This is a genomic window from Erythrobacter sp. S249 (assembly GCF_057364975.1).
Window position 1 is genome coordinate 1790506 of the sequence record NZ_CP200287.1, and the last position, 17331, is coordinate 1807836.

Below are 17331 nucleotides of genomic sequence, written 5' to 3' on the forward strand. Positions count from 1 at the left end.
AAACTTCGGTAGTGGTGGCGATTAACGATGGCGCGGATTGACAGCAAGCCGTTCTGCTTGCGATGTTGTGAACCAATATGGAAGACGACGACCAGCCACGCGCAAAAGGAGACGCGGCGAGCAAGCTCGCAGCGGAGGATTTAGCGCCTTATTCGCAAGACGAATTGGACGAGCGAATTGCTCTGTTAGAGGCTGAAATCGCTCGGGTTTCTTCGCATTCTGCGAAAACCGCCGCGCACATGCAAGCGGCCGATGCCCTGTTTAAGAAGCCGGGTAGATAGTCCTATCCGAAAGCCCGCCGCCCGATTTATGCCGTCTTGTGGGTTTAGCCCATGTGCAGAGTCGCAATTGAGAAAGGGCGTCCCATATATGCTGCAACCGCCAAGGTCTGCATATTCGCGCGGACCAACAGCGAGCCAAACCGTTTAAAGACCCCACTCTTTTAAAGCCCAAAGCCAGAGACAATCAGACCCATGCCCAGTTTTGCCCAGAACCTAGAAAAAACGCTGCACCACGCACTTGGCCATGCGTCGGAGCGTCGCCACGAATATGCCACGCTGGAGCATTTGCTGCTCGCGCTTATCGATGATGAAGACGCAGCCCAGGTGATGGCGGCATGCGGGGTCGATCTGGCGGAGCTTGGCGAGGTCGTAAAACAGTATCTTGATCAAGAATATCAATCACTTAAGACCGAAGAAGAAGCCGATCCGCAGCCGACCGCTGGCTTTCAGCGGGTGATCCAGCGCGCCATTTTGCATGTGCAATCCTCGGGCAAGGATACCGTCACAGGCGCCAATGTGCTGGTCGCACTGTTCTCTGAGCGTGACAGCTATGCCGTCTATTTCCTGCAGCAACAGGATATGAGTAGGCTCGATGCGGTGAGCTATATCAGTCACGGCATTGGCAAGGGCGGCCGCCAGCTGGAGGCGAAATCTGCGCAGGGCTCTGACGAGCCGCAGCCGGAAGGCGGTGAGAAGCCTGCCGAGGCGGCGAAGAAGGAAACCGCGCTCGATCAGTTCACCGTCAATCTCAACGCCAAGGCGGAGGCCGGCAAAGTCGATCCGCTGATCGGCCGTGGTCCCGAGGTTGATCGGACGATCCAGATCCTATGCCGCCGCAGCAAGAACAACCCGCTATACGTCGGCGATCCCGGCGTTGGCAAAACCGCGATTGCCGAAGGGCTCGCGCGCAAAATCGTCGAAGGCGAAGTGCCAGAAGTGCTCAATGAGGCAGTGATCTACTCCCTCGACATGGGCGCGTTGCTGGCGGGCACGCGCTATCGCGGCGATTTTGAAGAACGACTCAAGCAGGTTGTGACCGAGCTTGAAGGGATGCCGCACGCGGTGCTCTTCATCGATGAAATTCACACGGTTATCGGCGCGGGCGCGACCAGCGGCGGGGCGATGGACGCCTCCAACCTGCTGAAACCAGCCCTATCCGGCGGCACCATCCGCTGTGTCGGGTCGACGACTTACAAGGAATTCCGCAATCACTTCGAAAAGGACCGCGCGCTGCTGCGCCGGTTCCAGAAGATCGATGTGAACGAGCCGACAGTGGAAGACACTATTAAGATCCTCAAAGGCCTGCGAACAGCCTTCGAAGAGCATCACAATGTGAAATACACGCCCGATGCGCTGAAAACGGCGGTCGAGCTGTCCGCGCGCTATATCAATGATCGCAAATTGCCGGATAAGGCGATCGACGTGATCGATGAGGTGGGCGCGATGCAAATGCTGCTGCCGCCCAGCCGCCGTAAGAAGAAGATAACTGCCCGCGAGATTGAGCAAGTCATCGCGACAATGGCTAGAATCCCGCCGAAATCGGTCAGCAAGGACGACAAGAAGGCGCTCGAGAACCTCGAACGCGATCTCAAACACGTCGTGTTTGGCCAGGATGAAGCGATCCACCGCTTGTCGACGGCGATGAAGCTATCCCGCGCTGGTCTGCGCGATCCAGACAAGCCAATCGGCAGCTTCCTGTTCAGCGGTCCAACCGGTGTTGGTAAGACCGAGGTCGCGCGGCAGCTCGCCTCGATCATGGGCATTGAGCTGAAGCGCTTCGACATGTCTGAATATATGGAGCGCCACAGCGTTTCGCGCTTGATCGGTGCGCCTCCAGGCTATGTTGGTTACGACCAAGGGGGTCTTTTAACCGATGCGGTTGATCAGAACCCACATTGCGTCCTGCTGCTCGACGAGATCGAGAAGGCCCACCCGGACCTGTTTAATATCCTGCTTCAGGTGATGGATAATGGCCGTCTGACCGATCACCACGGCAAAACGGTCGATTTCCGCAATGTCGTGCTGATTATGACGACCAATGCCGGCGCATCCGACATGGCGAGCCAGGGCATCGGCTTTGGTGACGTGTCTAAGGAAGACGCCGGTAGCGAAGCTGTGAAGAAGATGTTCACGCCGGAATTCCGCAACCGTTTGGATGCGATCGTGCCATTCGCCTATCTCGGCAAGAGCACTGTCGCCCGCGTGGTCGACAAGTTCATCCTGCAGCTCGAACTGCAACTGGCCGAGCAAAACGTGCACATCCAGTTTGACGGTGATGCGCGCGATTGGCTGGCCGACAAAGGCTATGACAAGCTCTATGGCGCGCGGCCAATGGGCCGTCTGCTGCAAGATAAGATCAAGCAGCCGCTCGCTGAGGAATTGCTGTTCGGTAAACTTGCCGATGGCGGCGAAGTTCATGTTGGGATCAAGGACGGTAAGCCGACGTTCGAGCTCACCCCCGCCCCGCCCAAGGCCAAGCCGAAGCGCAAAGCTCCTGCGAAGAAAAAGCCTGCGGCGAAAAAGGCACCGCCTGCAAAGGATAGCGGTGACACCAAGCCCGAGGCCTCTGGCAGTGATAGTGGTGGCAGCGACACGGGAGGCGGCGATAGCGAAAGCTAAGCCAACCAAACCAAAGAAAAGGGCGCGCGCCAGCATACGGTTCGCGCCCTTTTTCGTATCTAAGCTATGAGCGCCCCATTCTCCTGGATCCGGCCCGAACCTTGGGGCGTGCAGATCGTCCCTGCGGATTGCTGGATCGACCCGGGGCGCGCGGTCGACCGAGCGCTAGTCACCCATGGCCATGCGGATCACGCACGCGGCGGGCATGGGGAGACCATCGCCACGCCGGAAACCTTAGCGATTATGGCCTTGCGCTATCGCACTGGCGTTGAAAACGGTGAGGGCGAGATGCCCTCAAAGGCCACGCCAGTGCAATATGGCGAAACAATCAGCCTACCTGGCGGCGTGAAGGCGACTTTTGTCCCGGCAGGCCACGTGCTCGGCAGCGCGCAAATCCTGCTGGAACACGCTGGAGAGCGTGTTGTCATCACCGGAGATTATAAACGGCGTCACGACCCCACCTGCGCGCCCTTCGAAGTGGTGCCATGCGACGTTTTCATCACAGAGGCAACTTTTGGCCTGCCCGTGTTCGTTCACCCACCGATCGAGCAGGAAATGGCCAAATTGCTTGGCGTGCTCGCCGCCAATCCCGACCAATGCGTCGCCGTGGGCGCCTATGCCTTGGGCAAGGCGCAGCGGGTGATCGCCGAATTGCGCGCGGCGGGCCATCACCAGCCGATCTATCTTCACGGCGCGATGGAGAAAATGTGCCGCCTGTATGAAAAGCACGGCGTGGATCTTGGCGAACTGCGGCTGGTTGCGGATGCGGAGAAGGATAATATGCGCGGGCACATCGTCATCGCGACGCCGGCTGCGCTGAACGACCGCTGGTCTCGCCGCTTGCCCGACCCGATCACCGCCATGGCGAGCGGCTGGATGCGGGTGCGCGGACGAGCTCGGCAACGCGGCGTTGAATTGCCGCTGATCATCTCTGATCACGCCGATTGGAATGAACTGACAAACACCATCCTCGAGGTGAATCCGAGCGAAACCTGGATCACGCATGGCCGCGAAGAGGCACTACTTCGATGGTGCGAGCTGGGCCAGCGAAAGGCCCGCGCGCTCGCAATGGTCGGGCGCGAGGAAGAGGCGGAGTAGGTGGAAGAATTCGCCGCCCTCCTGAATGCGCTGGTCTATACGACCAGCCGCAACCGCAAGCTGGCGCTGATCGCCGCCTATTTGCGCGAGACGCCCGATCCCGATCGCGGTTGGGCACTGGCCGCGCTGACGGGATCGGTCGATTTCCAAGCGGTGAAGGCAAACACCTTCCGCAATCTCTTAAAGGAGCGCGTCGACCCGGTGTTATGGACGCTCAGCCGCGATTTCGTCGGCGACACGGCGGAAACGGCAAGCCTGCTGTGGCCAGAAGGTAGTACGTCATCGGAAAATTCACCCAGCATTGCCGAAGTGGTAGAGACACTCTCCTCCCTGACCCGAGCCAGCGCGCCCACCGAACTGCCAAAGCTGCTCGATCGGCTCGATGAGAATGGCCGCTTTGCCCTGATCAAATTCGCCACTGGCGGCATGCGGATTGGCGTGTCTGCCCGGCTTGCGAAGACGGCCTTTGCGCAAAGCTTTGGTGTCTCGGTCGAGGAGGTCGAGGAATATTGGCACGCGCTGGAGCCGCCCTATGCCGAACTGTTCGCCTGGGCCGCCGATGGCGGCGATCCGCCGGATGTCACGAACCGGCCCATGTTCCGCCCTTTCATGCTCGCCCACCCGCTCGAAGAAGACGAGCTGGACCTCAGCGACTACGCGGCGGAGTGGAAATGGGACGGCATCCGTGTGCAAATGGTGCGGGTGAATGGCGAAACACGGCTCTATTCCCGCTCCGGCGATGATATCTCCGCGACATTCCCCGAATTGCTCGATGTCTTGCCGATTGATGCTGTGGTGGATGGCGAATTGATGGTGCGCGGATCGGTTCAAGGCGGAGAGACCGGCGGCGCGGCGAGCTTCAACGCCTTGCAACAACGCCTGGGCCGCAAGAAGGTGAGCAAGAAGATGCTCGCCGAGCTGCCTGCCTTCGTAAGGCTCTATGACGTCTTGCTGCTAGAGGGTGAAGATCTGCGGGAGCTTGGTTGGGAACAGCGCCGCGCGGCTCTGGAGGCGGTGATGCCGCGCCTACCTGATAGTCATTTCGACATCTCGCAAATAGTTGCGGCGCGCGACTTTTCACACCTTGCCGAAATCCGCGAAGGCGCGCGCGAGGATGCAATCGAAGGCCTGATGCTGAAGCGCAAGGACGCACCCTATATCGCCGGGCGTAAGGTCGGGCTGTGGTACAAGTGGAAACGCGATCCGCTGCTGGTGGATTGCGTGCTGATGTATGCACAGCGCGGCTCTGGCAGGCGGTCGAGCTTCTATTCGGATTACACCTTTGGCTGTTGGGACGGCGATCCGGACGCGGGCGCGGAACTGCTGCCCGTGGGCAAGGCATATTCGGGTTTCACCGATGCCGAGCTGAAGAAGCTCGACAAGCTAGTGCGCCAAACCACCCTGAACCGCTTTGGCCCGGTGCGCGAGGTGGAGCGAACGTTGGTGTTCGAGGTCGCTTTTGACAGCGTCCATTCGAGCAAGCGCCATAAGAGTGGCTTGGCCATGCGTTTCCCGCGCATCCACCGCATCCGCTGGGACAAGCCAGTGCACGAAGCGGACCGGTTGGACAACCTAAGGTCGCTTATCAGGGATTGACCAATAGCGCCCAGCATCTAAGTTGCAAATTGCAACTGGAGATCACAATGCCCATCACTACCTATCGCAACATGCTCACCGCCCTGTCTGGAATGCTGGACAAGGCCGCTTCCCATGAAGCCGCCGACACGATCATAAATGGCCGCCTCGCGCCGGATATGCTGCCCTTCGCAACGCAAATCCGGATGCTGGCCAACTTTCCGCGGCAATCGCTCAACACGATTTCAAGCGCTGAACTGGCATCGAATGAAGATGATCCAACCACTCTGGCGGAGGCAAAGGCTAGGATCGCTGAAACTCTCGCCATGCTTGATGCCTTTGATGAGCAGACACTACTGCCCGACGACACGATGGTCGATCTGGAGCTGCCAAACGGGCTGAAATTTCGCTTGTCCGTCGCCGATTATGTCGCCGACTGGTCATTTCCGAACTTCTATTTCCACACCAGCATCGCCTACGCGATCATGCGCAGCCTCGGTGTACAACTCGGCAAGGCTGATCTGGTGCCGCATATGCTGCGGCATCTGAACACGCAGGGTTAGGCGGAAATGCGCGGTGAGGCGTTATCCCAGCGCCTCGCCCACCGCCTCAGCATGGTGTTTCGCATTCTCGGCGTAATGCGCCACGCCCAGCCGCATGCCAGCAATCGCGGCATCGTTTAGCTCGCGCAGCGGCTTCGCAGGGCGGCCCGCCCACAGCATGCGCGGCTCCATCACCTTGCCCTCGGTCAGCATAGCGCCCGCTGCCAGCATGGCGTCGGAGCCGATCACGGATTTGTTCATCGCAATCGCACCCAGCCCCACAAAGCCGCGATCCGCAATCGTACAGCCATGCACCATCGCCATATGGCCGATCAGCACGTCATCCCCGATGATCAGCGGACAGCCATCGGGATCGCCCGGCTTTGGCCCGTCGCAATGCAGCACGCTGCCATCTTGCACATTGGTGCGTTCACCAATGCGAATTGGCGCGACATCCGCGCGCAGCACGCAATTGTACCAGATCGAGCTGCCTGCACCGATCTCAACATCGCCGATGATCGTGCATCCGGGGGCGATGAAGGCCGTTTCGTGAATCTTAGGCGTTTTGCCGTGGATCGCGATGATATTGACGCCGGGGTGCGGCTGGGCGGAGCTCATTTATGGTTCTCCCATTGCTCACGGGTGAGCGAGTATTGAATGGTTGGATTGTGTTCGGGGACGAAGAACGGATCGTCAAAGTCGAGCTCTGGGCGGCGCCGCATGCCGAGCTTCTCCATGAGTTTCCAGCTGCCGATATTGCTCTCGCTGGTGAGCGCAACCAGATGCGGGGCGTCATGCGTGTCAAACGCCCATTGGATCACGGCGCGCATCGCTTCTTCGGCTAAACCCTGACGCCAGCGATCCTCGCGCACGAGCCAGCCGATTTCATGATCGCCAACATTGGGCGCGAGCGGGTTGGAAACGCGTTTCATCCCGCAATGCGCGACCAGTTCACCGGTCTTGCGATCGCAGGCAAACATAAAGCCGAACCCGTCCTGCGCGAAACCAGCGCGCGAGGCCTCGTGCTTCTCCGCCAACTGCTCGGCAGTGCGCGGACCGCCGAGCTTGGCCATCACAGCGGGGGAATTGAGGTGGTTAAGATGGGCTTCGAGGTCATTTTCATCGATCTGGCGCAGCTGCAATCGCTCAGTGGTCAGCACAATTTCACCCATTTTGGGCTTCCCACTCGTCTTTCTCAATACGGTAGACGATTATGTTTTCGCCTTCCGCCCAAGAGACGGTGTCCGGGAAATCCATATCGGATCGGCGCTGCATCCCGAGCTTCTTCATTAGGCCCCAGCTTGGGGCATTGCCCTCCACCGTCAGCGCAATGACATGGGGGGCGCCAAATTTGCGAAAGGCGATTTCAAGTGAGGCCTTAGCCGCCTCTTTGGCGTAGCCCTGGCCCCAAGCGCTTTCGCGCAAGCGCCATCCGGCCTCCATATCGCCAATCGGCCCCTTGGGTTCATTGCAGCGCTTCAGACCGCAAAACCCCAGGATGGCTCCGTCTGATTTGCGTTCAACCACCCAGAAAGTGTGCCCGTGATCAGCATGATACCCCAATAACCGGCGGCGCGCATTGTCCTGACCGGCTTCATCGATCACACCGCCCAGCCATTTCATCACCGCTGGCGTATTTGTGCCTTCCCAGAACTCAGGCCAGTCCTCATCACGCCAATCGCGTAGGATGAGCCGCTCTGTCTCATGGCGAAAGTCAGCCATTGAGAAGGCGCGCAGCGTGCGCAGCATGATAGGTGAGTATTCCGGAGCATCCTGCACGCTTGAACGCCAGCAATGTCTCCAGCACCAGCGCATCACGGTCTCCCGCCCCGGCCGCCACGGCGGCCTCGATCATCGCATATTCGCCGCTGACCTGATAGGCGAACACGGGGACGCCAAATTGGTCCTTCACGCGTGTTGCGATATCCAAATAGGCGAGGCCAGGCTTCACCATCACACTGTCAGCACCCTCTGCCAGGTCAAATTCCACCTCGCGCAAGGCCTCCAGAGTGTTGGCCGGATCCATCTGATAGCTTTTCTTGTCACCCTTCAGCAGGCCGCCAGAGCCAACTGCATCGCGGAATGGCCCGTAAAACGCACTCGCATATTTCGCGGCATAGCTCATGATCTGGACATTGGTGTGCCCGCCCATTTCCAGCGCCATGCGGATCGCGTGAATGCGTCCGTCCATCATATCTGATGGAGCGATAATATCCGCGCCTGCCTCCGCCTGGTTCAAAGCCTGATCGACCAGCATCGCGACCGTTTCGTCATTCACAACATAGCCCGCATCATCGAGCAAGCCGTCCTGCCCATGTGCGGTATAGGGATCGAGCGCGACATCGGTGAGCACACCGATCTCATCGCCGCACTCTGCCTTGATCGCGCGGATCGCGCGGCACATCAGATTGTCGGGATTATGCGCCTCTGCGCCGTCATCGCTGCGCTTATCCGCCTGAGTGTTGGGGAACAGGGCGATAACCGGAATACCCAGAGCGATCGCCTCTTTCGCGCGCTCGACAATGCCATCGACCGACCAGCGCGAGACGCCGGGCAGCGTAGCAATCGGCTCTTCCACGCCCTCGCCATCGGTGACGAACAGTGGCCAGATCAAATCCGCCGAAGTCAGCATTGTTTCGCGGTGCAACGCGCGGCTCCATCCAGTGGAGCGAGTGCGGCGAAGGCGGGTGTTGGGATAGCTGCCAGTCATGGGCAACCTGTTGCCGCAATTTTTGGGCGCGTGCAATCACGCCGCAATTCCTGGAGCTAGGTAAAGAACAGCCGCCACCAAAAGCGGGCGCGCTATTCCACCTCTTTGACGCTGTCGAGCTTCTCAATTTCGCGAAGCGGCGCTTCCACCTCTTCGCTCGTCGGGGTCAGGTCTTTCAGCGCCAGACCCGGCTCAACGGTTTTCAAACGCCCAAGGGCAGCGCGGAATTTCTTGAGTTCTTCACCAGACAATTGCGCCCGGGTGACGAATTTGACGCTGGCCGGGTTAATCGCGCGGCCGCCGCGGTACATTTCATAGTGGAGGTGCGGCCCAGTCGAGAGGCCAGTTGAACCAACATAGCCGATCACCTGCCCGCGCCGGACATTCTGCCCTCGGCTCACCGACATACGGCTCATATGGCAATAACGGGTCGACAGATTGCCGCCATGATCGATCTTCACCGCATTGCCGCAGCCGCCAGCGCGGCCAGCTGACGTCACGCGCCCATCGGTAACAGCGACAATCGGCGTTCCGTGGCGAGCACGGAAATCCATGCCTGAGTGCATCCGGCGATAGCCAAGAATCGGGTGGCGACGCATGCCAAAGCGCGAGGAAATCGGGCCAGGCACAGGGGCGACCAATCCGCCGCGCTGCTCGCCCACACCAGAGGCCTCGTAAAAACGGCCATCTTCGCCCCAGCGCATCAATTGCGTCTTGGAAGCTCCGCCGCGATCAACACCGGCATAGAGCAATTTGCCCGCCTGGCGTTCGCCCGTGGCGGCGCGGCGGTAGGATATGATCATGTCGAACTCGTCGGTCGAGCGAACCTCGCGGTCCATATCGATTTGCTCATCAATCGCCTTGATGTATTCTTGCACGGCGCTGGCCGGAGCGCCCGCTGCGCGCATGGAGCGGTAGAGGCTGTCGCCAACAGTCCCGCGAATGCGCAAAGGTGTCTCATCCACGCGAATGATGTTGCGTTCCAGCGCCAAGGCGCCGCTTTCCCGAGTGATCGCCAGTTCCAAGTCGAACCGAGCGCGGAAGGACAGCTCATCGAGCGGACGAGGCGCACCATCCGCTTCGCGCCTGCCCAAGATAATGTCCATTTGCGTGCCAGCATCAATCTCGCTGAGCGGCATTGCGCCAGACACAAGCTCGCTCACCCGGCTAACGTCGCTGGAGGAAAGGCCTGCACGGCGCAGCATGCTTTGAAAGCTGTCGCCTTCCGCCAGAGTCGAAACGAGCTCGATCTGTGGGCGCTCGGGCGCGCTGGCGAGCGGGATAACCTCAGGGGTCGGGCTCATCCGGCGGCCGGAATCGGCACCCAGCGCCAGCGGCATAATCATCTGACTGCGCAGCTCATCGTGGGCGGCCGCATCGATTTTCATGGCTGGCCGAGCCTCAAGCGGGCTCATGTCTGGCCAGAATGCGAGCGCCACTGCGGCGAGGCCGACCATAGTACCAAATCCGCGAAACCACTTGCGGCTGCCGATATTGCTCGCCAAATCAGGGGCAAGATCAATCGCCGCGAGGCGATCTTCAACCGAATGCTTCCATTCGTCATAGCGATCACGCCAAGTGCCAGCGCGGGTGAGTGAAACCTTGGTCGATACCGCGGTGCCAGTGTCGTCCGTTTCCGGAATGTTGTCGCCAAAGTAGCCAAACAGGTCCGCGTCGTCATGCGCATCACACGCGCCCGCATCGGGAGCGGCAAGATTCGCGTCAGCCACGTCCATTAGATCCGCAGAATCAGCAGAGCTGGCGATTTCGCCATCAGCAATGTCGCGTGCGTGATCCAACTCGCATCCTAAAACTTGCAAGGCTTGCTAATCCTGCGTCTGGCCCGAATCCGCCAGCGCATCACCTCTATTGGCTGATTTCCTGCACGATTAAAGTAAACGCCGCCTTAACTCACGACCAAAGGACTCGCCCAAGCGGTGACTTGTGGAGAACCTGTCTAAGGGATTGTTCGTGGGACATTGCAGCAGGCCGGTCGCGGTGACACAAGCGAGGATGTGACTGCCCGACCCTCTTGGAACCCCAGCCAAAATCACAGCGACGGCCGCGTTCGAGCGGTGCTTGGGCCGACCAACACTGGCAAGACGCATTTGGCGATTGAGCGGATGTGCGCCCATTCCAGCGGGATGATGGGCTTTCCGCTGCGGTTGCTGGCGCGGGAGGTTTATGACCGGGTGCGCGCGATCAAAGGCGATGCGCAAGTCGCTCTGATTACCGGTGAAGAGCGGATTGAGCCCGAAAACGCGCGCTATTTCTGCTGCACGATGGAGGCGATGAACCGCACAGGCGGCAACCACGCCTTTGTCGCGATTGACGAGGCGCAGATCGGCGCAGATCCAGAACGCGGCCATATCTTTACAGACCGGCTGATTAATGCGCGCGGCCGGGAAGAGACTATGATCCTGGGCTCGGCCACGTTGGAGCCGATTGTCAAACAGCTGATCCCGCGCGCTGAACTGGTCGAGCGCCCGCGTTTCTCCACCCTCACCCATGCCGGACAGACGAAATTGTCCCGCCTGCCTCCGCGCAGCGCGATCGTCGCCTTCTCTGTCGAGCAAGTGTACGCGATGGCGGAAATGCTGCGCCGGTTTAGAGGCGGGGCAGCGGTGGTGATGGGCGCGCTCTCCCCGCAAACCCGCAATAAGCAGGTCGAATTGTTCCAGAATGGCGAGGTTGACTACATCGTCGCCACCGATGCGATTGGCATGGGCCTCAACCTCGATTTGCATCATGTTGCCTTCGCCGCGCTGAGTAAGTTTGATGGCCGCCGCAAACGCCGCCTTACCCCTGCTGAGATGGCGCAGATTGCGGGCCGCGCTGGGCGGCACCAGACCGACGGCAGCTTCGGCACGCTCACTGGTGGCGGCACGCGCAATGGCGCACCGCTCGAATTTGCTGAGGAAGAGATTTACGCGATTGAGGAGCATCAATTCGCGCCACTGACCAAGCTGTTCTGGCGCGAGGCGGAGCCGCGCTTTGACAGTATTGGCACCTTGATCGGTGATCTGGAGAGCAAGCCTCAAAGTGATGTTTTGACGGCAGCTCCAAGAGCGATTGACCTCGCGGTTCTAAAGCGTCTGGCCGAGGATGATCTGGGCCGCACTGTTCGCGGCAGCGGTCAGGTCCGGCGGTTTTGGGAGGCTTGCTGCCTTCCTGATTTCCGCCAAATCGGCCCCGACAATCATGCCCGTTTCGTCGCGCGGCTCTGGCAAGATATGGCCGATGGCTATATCGGCGCAGACTTCGTTGCTGCGCGGATCGCAGAGCTGGACCGCACGCAAGGCGATATTGATACATTACAGGGTAGGATCGCCGCGATTCGATCCTGGGCCTATATTTGCCAGCGGCCCGATTGGGTGCTGGCGCGGGATGAGATGGCTGCGCGCGCCCGCGCGGTCGAAGCAAAATTATCGGATGCGCTGCACGGGCGGCTCACCGAGAGGTTCGTCAATCGGAGGACGACAATACTTATGAAGTCGCTGGGACAGGATGCCGACGCATTGCCAGTTACGCTGGAGCCTGATGGGCAAATGTGCGTTGAGGGTGAGCCGATAGGCAGGCTCGATGGGTTCCGCTTTGTGGTCGACCCCAATGCCACAGTTGCCGACCGCAAAATGTTGCTCGCCGCTGGAGAAAAGGCACTGCCGACGATCCTGACCCAGCGGGCCAATTGGCTTCTAGCGGAAGGGCTTGGCGAATTGGAATTGTCTCGCGGGGCGATCCGGTGGCAGGATCGCACTTTGGCCGAAATCAGCTTTTCGGCGAATTCCGGCCCAGAGGATTTTGCAGCGCCGCGCCTGATATTGGCGCGCGATATCTCGACCTTGCCAGAAGCGCCCAGGACCGCGCTCGAGGCTGGGCTGACTCAGTGGCTGGCAGGGCAGCTGGAACCGCTCGAGCCATTGCGCAAGCTAGCAGAGGCAGCGCGTGATCCAGAGGCTGGATCGCAAGCGCGCGCTTTGCTGCATATCCTGATTGATGCGCGCGGCGTTGTGACGCGCGAAAAAGCTGGGCTCGAACATCTGCCCAAGGAAATGCGCCCCTTCCTGCGCAAATTGGGCGTGACTTTCGGCGCGCTCGACATTTTTGCTGCGCCGTTGCTTAAGCCAGCCCCGCGGCAATTGCTGCATGCGCTGGGCGTCGACAAGCGGCCGCTGAACCCCTCCATGTTGCCAGTCATCCCCGAGGCAAAGGGCTTGCCTGCAGGATATCGTCCAGCCGGCACCCAAGCGATCCGGGTTGATCTGGCGGAGAAGATTTTCCGTGCGGCCTTTGATGCGCGCGGCAAAGCGCAGGAAAAGGCGGGCAAGCAGCGCAATCTGAAATTTGCGCTCGATCTGGCGCTGCCGATTTCAATTGGTTTGGAAGAAGACAATGCACGCCGCCTGCTGAGTGCGGCTGGTTTCCGGGTCCAGCGCGCCCGCACTCTCGCCGAGGGGGCATTTGGACCTCCCGCGCCGGACAGCTGGACCTGGCGACCCAAGCGCGCTGGCGATGAAAATCCGCGCCGACGCCGCCCCAATGCCAAGGGCAAAGAGGCTCGCGGAAATAGCAAGCGTGATGACGGCAAACGCAAGAGCGCAAAACACGGCAAAGGCTCACCGCAAGGGCAGCCACAGGGCAAACCGCAAAACCGCAGCAAGAAGCCCGACACAGGCCCAGCCAAGGCTAGCGGCGCCTTTGATGCTTTGGCGGATCTCCTGCGCTAATGCGGCTCGACCGGCTGCTGGTCTATCTCAGATTCGCGCGGACCCGATCCCGCGCACAAAAGATGATCGCAAGCCGCTCTTTACGTTGCAATAGAAAGCATGTGATGCGCGCATGCGAAGATGTTGTAGCAGGCGATGTGCTGACTTTAGCAATCGGTAATGAAGTGCGCGTAGTTGAGATCATCTCGCTGCCAATGCGGCGCGGGTCGCCCGACGAAGCACGCACGCACTACCGCGAGCTTGACCGCGCTGGGTAAAGCGCACTAGCAGCGCTCGAAACGGTATCGAAAGAAAGCCTTACCTCATGACTTACGTCGTCAACGACGCTTGTATCAAATGTAAGTACACCGATTGCGTCGAAGTGTGCCCGGTCGATTGCTTCTATGAAGGCGAAAACATGCTGGTCATCAATCCCAGCGAGTGCATCGATTGCGGCGTGTGTGAGCCGGAATGCCCGGCAGAAGCGATTCTGCCTGATACCGAAGACGGCCTCGAGAAATGGCTGGAGATCAACACCAAGCTATCCGCTGAATGGCCGAACATCACGAGCCAGAAAGAACCGCCGGCTGATGCCGATGATTTCAAAGGCGTCGAAGGCAAGTTCGAGAAGTACTTTAGCGAGGCACCCGGCGAAGGCGATTAACGCCTGAAAATCGCCCGAGCCAGAGCGCAACAAAGACCCCGCTGGGGCATCCACTCGCATAGTTAGAAACGCTGAGAGACGGCCAATAGAGTTGCGATTCGCAATTTTGTTGCAGTCGTGCTATATAAATGTGCAACCGCGTTGGTTGGTCCCGGCGCCGGGTCGAAAAACAGGAAGGTTTCAGACCAGTAGCAAAAGATCTGGCAATGAATAGACGGCGTTTGCACATCGCAGCGCCGCTCAAAGACATGCCAGCTATTTGCAATTGAACTGAGCCAATTGAAAGGAACTCGCATGGCAAGCAATGTGCCTGCATTTACCGTTGGCGACTATGTCGTTTACCCCAAACACGGCGTTGGCCGCGTGATCGAACTTCAAAATGAAGAGATCGCCGGCATGCAGCTCGAATTGTATGTGCTGCGCTTTGAAAAAGAGCGGATGACCCTGCGGGTGCCCACCAATAAGGTCGAAGCGATCGGCATGCGCAAGCTGTCGAGCGACAAGACTTTGAAAGAAGCGATGGAAACGCTCAAGGGCAAGCCAAAGGTCAAGCGCACCATGTGGTCGCGCCGCGCGCAAGAATACGAAGCGAAGATCAATTCTGGCGAAATCGTGCTGATCGCTGAGGTTACCCGCGATCTGTTCCGCCCCGAAGATCAGCCAGAGCAGAGCTATTCTGAGCGGCAGATCTTTGAAGCAGCCTCCAGCCGCCTCGCGCGGGAGCTGGCCGCAATGGAAGAGACCGACGAGCCAACCGCGCTGGAGAAGATTCTCGACGTTCTGCGCGAACATGCGCCGCAATATTACGACAATCCGGACGAAGAAGGCTAAACCCTCTCTTCCTCTTGAGACGTTTCAAAGGGGCTGCCTGTCGCGGGCGGCCCCTTTTCATTTGCCCATCAGAAACTAACCAATGCTTGAACCTTCGTATCTAGTGTATTATATCACTAATACGCTATTCAAATACTCTTGGAGGATCCCGCATGCTGACACCCAATTCGAAACACCTCGCGCCCATCGCCGCCCTCGTGCTGGGGGTCGGCCTGTCGGGCTGTGATGTGGACATCAATGTTGGCGGTGACGGGGTGCCATTGGCCGAACTCGAAATGACCGGTGCAGCACCCGACACGCTATCCATTGCTGGGCCGGACAAGGTCATCATCACCGAGGGCGAAACGCTCGACATAACGGTTGAAGGTGATGAGGAAGCCGTCGAGACGCTGCGCTTTGATCTCGATGGCAGCGATCTCTCCATTTACCGAGAAGATGGCTGGGACAGCGGCGGTTCGACCACCGTTCGCATCACCATGCCCGCCCCGCGCGATATCAATATCGGCGGCAGCGGCAATGTCGAAACCCCGGTTATGGCGGATAGTGCATCGATCAATATCGGCGGATCGGGCAGCGTAAGCGTTGCTGAGTTCGATGCCAGCAAGCTGGACGTGAACATTGGCGGATCAGGCACCGTAAACGGCGCAGGTTCTGCCAGCCGGTTGGAAGTGGTGATTGGCGGCAACGGCAATGTAAATCTCGATGACCTGACGGCCGAGCGCGCCAGTGTGACAATTGGCGGCTCGGGCGATGTGGCCTTCTCATCCGATGGTACAGTCGAGGCCACGATTGCCGGGTCAGGCGATATCAACGTGTTCGGCAGCGCCAAGTGCGAGCTCAATTCGGTTGGCTCAGGGGACCTCAATTGCGCACCGCGCCCAGGTGCAGAACCGGCCGCAGATGAGCCAGCAACAGAAACAGAAACACCGCAAGACGAGGCTGACGAGAGCTAATCCGGCGCATCCCTCACTTGCCAAGCGGCAGGATGCGCGCAACAAGGGCTGTATGCGCGCACCTTCCCCTGCCTCAACCTTGGCCCTCGCCCTTATTTCAAGCATCGCTTTGAGCGGCTGCCTTGCCCGCACTGCGCTCGACGTAGTGACGGCGCCGGTGAAGGTCGCTGGCAAAGCGGTGGATGTGGCAACCACCAGCCAATCTGAGGCTGACGAAAACCGCGGGCGGGAAATTCGCCGCCGTGAGGAAAAACTCGGCAAGCTTGAGCGCCAATACGACAAGCAAATCGAGGAATGCCGTGAAGACGATGATGCGGCATGCGACGAGGCTCAGGCGACCTATGCTGAAATGCAGGCAATCCTGCCCACTGTCCCGCTGGAGCCGGAAGACGATTAGTCTGGCGGGGTAGCCGCCCTGCGCAATCTATCATTGATGGCGATACCAATGCCGTCCTCTGGGATGGTTGCAATGGCGATGCGCGGCTTATCGGAAGCGGCGCCCCTATGCAGGCAATCATAGAGCCGAGCGGCAGCTTCGGTTAGATCGCCCGCTGCTGACAATGTGCAATCGCCCAATACGGCGCTGAACCCGATAAGAAACTCACCCGCCTCTGCGTGAGCAGCGTTTAGACGCACTGGTTTGCCCGGCGCATAATGGCTGGCGAGCTGACCGGGAGCTTCAACACCTTTTGCCGCGGCTTGATGCGCGCCCGCCACCACCACAGGACCGGGCCGCAATTCTTCTAAACCGCCATCGCCGCGAACGGCGACAATCGTCGATTCAACCCCGGCCTGGGTCGGCCCGCCATCGAGCACCAGATCAATGCGGCCATCGAGCGAGGCTAGCACATGGCGGGCACTCGTCGGGCTGATAAACCCGCTGCGATTGGCAGACGGCGCGGCAAGCGGAAAATCCACCGCCTCAAGCAAGGCCTGCATCACAGGGTGAGCGGGCGCTCGCAGCGCTACCGTGGGCAGACCTGCCGTGACTGCGCCAGCGAGCTTTGCCTCCGGCCTGCAGGGTAACACCAATGTCAGCGGGCCCGGCCAATGCTGATCGGCCAGCGACCGCGCCGCATCTGAAATCTCGGCCAGCTCAATTGCTTGCTCTATGTCACGCACATGCACGATCAGTGGGTTGAAATCCGGCCGTCCCTTGGCCGCATAGATCTTTGCCACAGCCTCGGCGCTATCTGCCCGCGCCGCGAGCCCATAAACGGTCTCTGTGGGCACCGCGACAAGTCCGCCCGAATCGAGAATCGCCACAGCGCGCGCAATCCCCTGCGTATCCGCACCCAGCACTTCCGTAAGGTTCTTGTCGCTCATGCGATCTGCGCTATATTTAAGCGTAA

At 59.6% G+C, this 17331-nt stretch carries 17 protein-coding genes and 1 pseudogene; 12 read left to right on the forward strand and 6 right to left on the reverse strand.

Going from position 1 to position 17331, the window contains the following annotated elements:
* Positions 1-77 precede the first annotated feature (77 nt).
* The 5 genes from AC0V6V_RS08450 to AC0V6V_RS08470 all read left to right on the forward strand — a co-directional run bounded on the left by AC0V6V_RS08450 (position 78) and on the right by AC0V6V_RS08470 (position 6136).
* Positions 78-281: a DUF1192 domain-containing protein gene (locus AC0V6V_RS08450; RefSeq protein ID WP_486164960.1), complete on the forward strand. Its 204-nt coding sequence runs from the start codon at positions 78-80 to the stop codon at positions 279-281.
* Positions 282-473: 192 nt separating this feature from the next.
* On the forward strand, positions 474-2900 hold the full coding sequence (gene clpA, locus AC0V6V_RS08455) for an ATP-dependent Clp protease ATP-binding subunit ClpA (protein WP_486164961.1): 2427 nt from the start codon (positions 474-476) through the stop codon (positions 2898-2900).
* Between the two features lie 66 nt (positions 2901-2966).
* Positions 2967-3998 (forward strand): ligase-associated DNA damage response exonuclease, encoded by a 1032-nt coding sequence (locus AC0V6V_RS08460; RefSeq protein ID WP_486164962.1) that lies wholly within the window; start codon positions 2967-2969, stop codon positions 3996-3998.
* Positions 3999-5594 carry a cisplatin damage response ATP-dependent DNA ligase gene (locus AC0V6V_RS08465; protein WP_486164963.1) on the forward strand — a complete coding sequence of 532 codons (1596 nt, stop codon included), beginning with the start codon at positions 3999-4001 and terminating at the stop codon, positions 5592-5594.
* Positions 5595-5641: 47 nt separating this feature from the next.
* Entirely contained in the window at positions 5642-6136 is a 495-nt protein-coding gene (locus AC0V6V_RS08470; protein WP_486166294.1) for a DUF1993 domain-containing protein, read from the forward strand.
* A 21-nt stretch (positions 6137-6157) separates the two neighbouring features.
* On the opposite strand, the gene AC0V6V_RS08475 is transcribed toward AC0V6V_RS08470, so the two are convergent.
* The 5 genes from AC0V6V_RS08475 to AC0V6V_RS08495 all read right to left on the reverse strand — a co-directional run bounded on the left by AC0V6V_RS08475 (position 6158) and on the right by AC0V6V_RS08495 (position 10624).
* Positions 6158-6733 (reverse strand): gamma carbonic anhydrase family protein, encoded by a 576-nt coding sequence (locus tag AC0V6V_RS08475; protein ID WP_486164965.1) that lies wholly within the window; start codon positions 6731-6733, stop codon positions 6158-6160.
* Positions 6730-7287, reverse strand: coding sequence for a GNAT family N-acetyltransferase (locus AC0V6V_RS08480; protein WP_486164966.1), 558 nt, complete (start codon positions 7285-7287; stop codon positions 6730-6732). The genes AC0V6V_RS08475 and AC0V6V_RS08480 overlap by 4 nt, the downstream gene beginning before the upstream one ends.
* Positions 7280-7837 carry a GNAT family N-acetyltransferase gene (locus tag AC0V6V_RS08485; protein ID WP_486164967.1) on the reverse strand — a complete coding sequence of 186 codons (558 nt, stop codon included), beginning with the start codon at positions 7835-7837 and terminating at the stop codon, positions 7280-7282. Before AC0V6V_RS08485 ends, AC0V6V_RS08480 begins: the two co-directional genes overlap by 8 nt.
* Positions 7830-8825 carry a porphobilinogen synthase gene (gene hemB / locus AC0V6V_RS08490; RefSeq protein WP_486164968.1) on the reverse strand — a complete coding sequence of 332 codons (996 nt, stop codon included), beginning with the start codon at positions 8823-8825 and terminating at the stop codon, positions 7830-7832. Before hemB ends, AC0V6V_RS08485 begins: the two co-directional genes overlap by 8 nt.
* Before the next feature lie 92 nt (positions 8826-8917).
* Positions 8918-10624, reverse strand: a complete 1707-nt coding sequence (locus tag AC0V6V_RS08495) for a peptidoglycan DD-metalloendopeptidase family protein (protein WP_486164969.1) — start codon at positions 10622-10624, stop codon at positions 8918-8920.
* Between the two features lie 216 nt (positions 10625-10840).
* Between AC0V6V_RS08495 and AC0V6V_RS08500 the strand changes: the two genes are divergently transcribed.
* The 7 genes and pseudogenes from AC0V6V_RS08500 (at position 10841) to AC0V6V_RS08530 (ending at position 16376) form a co-directional block, all read left to right on the forward strand.
* A complete protein-coding gene (locus AC0V6V_RS08500; RefSeq protein WP_486164970.1) occupies positions 10841-13552 on the forward strand; it encodes a helicase-related protein in 2712 nt (903 codons plus the stop codon).
* A pseudogene (locus AC0V6V_RS08505) lies at positions 13552-13653 on the forward strand (S4 domain-containing protein); the annotation flags it as partial. The gene AC0V6V_RS08500 and the pseudogene AC0V6V_RS08505, both read left to right, overlap by 1 nt.
* Positions 13654-13656: 3 nt before the next feature.
* Positions 13657-13809, forward strand: coding sequence for a hypothetical protein (locus AC0V6V_RS08510; protein WP_486139665.1), 153 nt, complete (start codon positions 13657-13659; stop codon positions 13807-13809).
* A 47-nt stretch (positions 13810-13856) separates the two neighbouring features.
* Positions 13857-14195: a ferredoxin FdxA gene (fdxA, locus tag AC0V6V_RS08515; RefSeq protein WP_486137818.1), complete on the forward strand. Its 339-nt coding sequence runs from the start codon at positions 13857-13859 to the stop codon at positions 14193-14195.
* A 294-nt stretch (positions 14196-14489) separates the two neighbouring features.
* On the forward strand, positions 14490-15026 hold the full coding sequence (locus tag AC0V6V_RS08520) for a CarD family transcriptional regulator (protein ID WP_472643741.1): 537 nt from the start codon (positions 14490-14492) through the stop codon (positions 15024-15026).
* A gap of 152 nt (positions 15027-15178) precedes the next feature.
* Entirely contained in the window at positions 15179-15979 is an 801-nt protein-coding gene (locus AC0V6V_RS08525) for a head GIN domain-containing protein (RefSeq protein ID WP_486164971.1), read from the forward strand.
* A 52-nt stretch (positions 15980-16031) separates the two neighbouring features.
* Positions 16032-16376 (forward strand): hypothetical protein, encoded by a 345-nt coding sequence (locus AC0V6V_RS08530; RefSeq protein ID WP_486164972.1) that lies wholly within the window; start codon positions 16032-16034, stop codon positions 16374-16376.
* Here the strand turns inward: AC0V6V_RS08530 and AC0V6V_RS08535 are convergent.
* Positions 16373-17305: an L-threonylcarbamoyladenylate synthase gene (locus AC0V6V_RS08535; RefSeq protein WP_486164973.1), complete on the reverse strand. Its 933-nt coding sequence runs from the start codon at positions 17303-17305 to the stop codon at positions 16373-16375. The genes AC0V6V_RS08530 and AC0V6V_RS08535 overlap by 4 nt on opposite strands.
* Between the last annotated feature and the right edge of the window lie 26 nt (positions 17306-17331).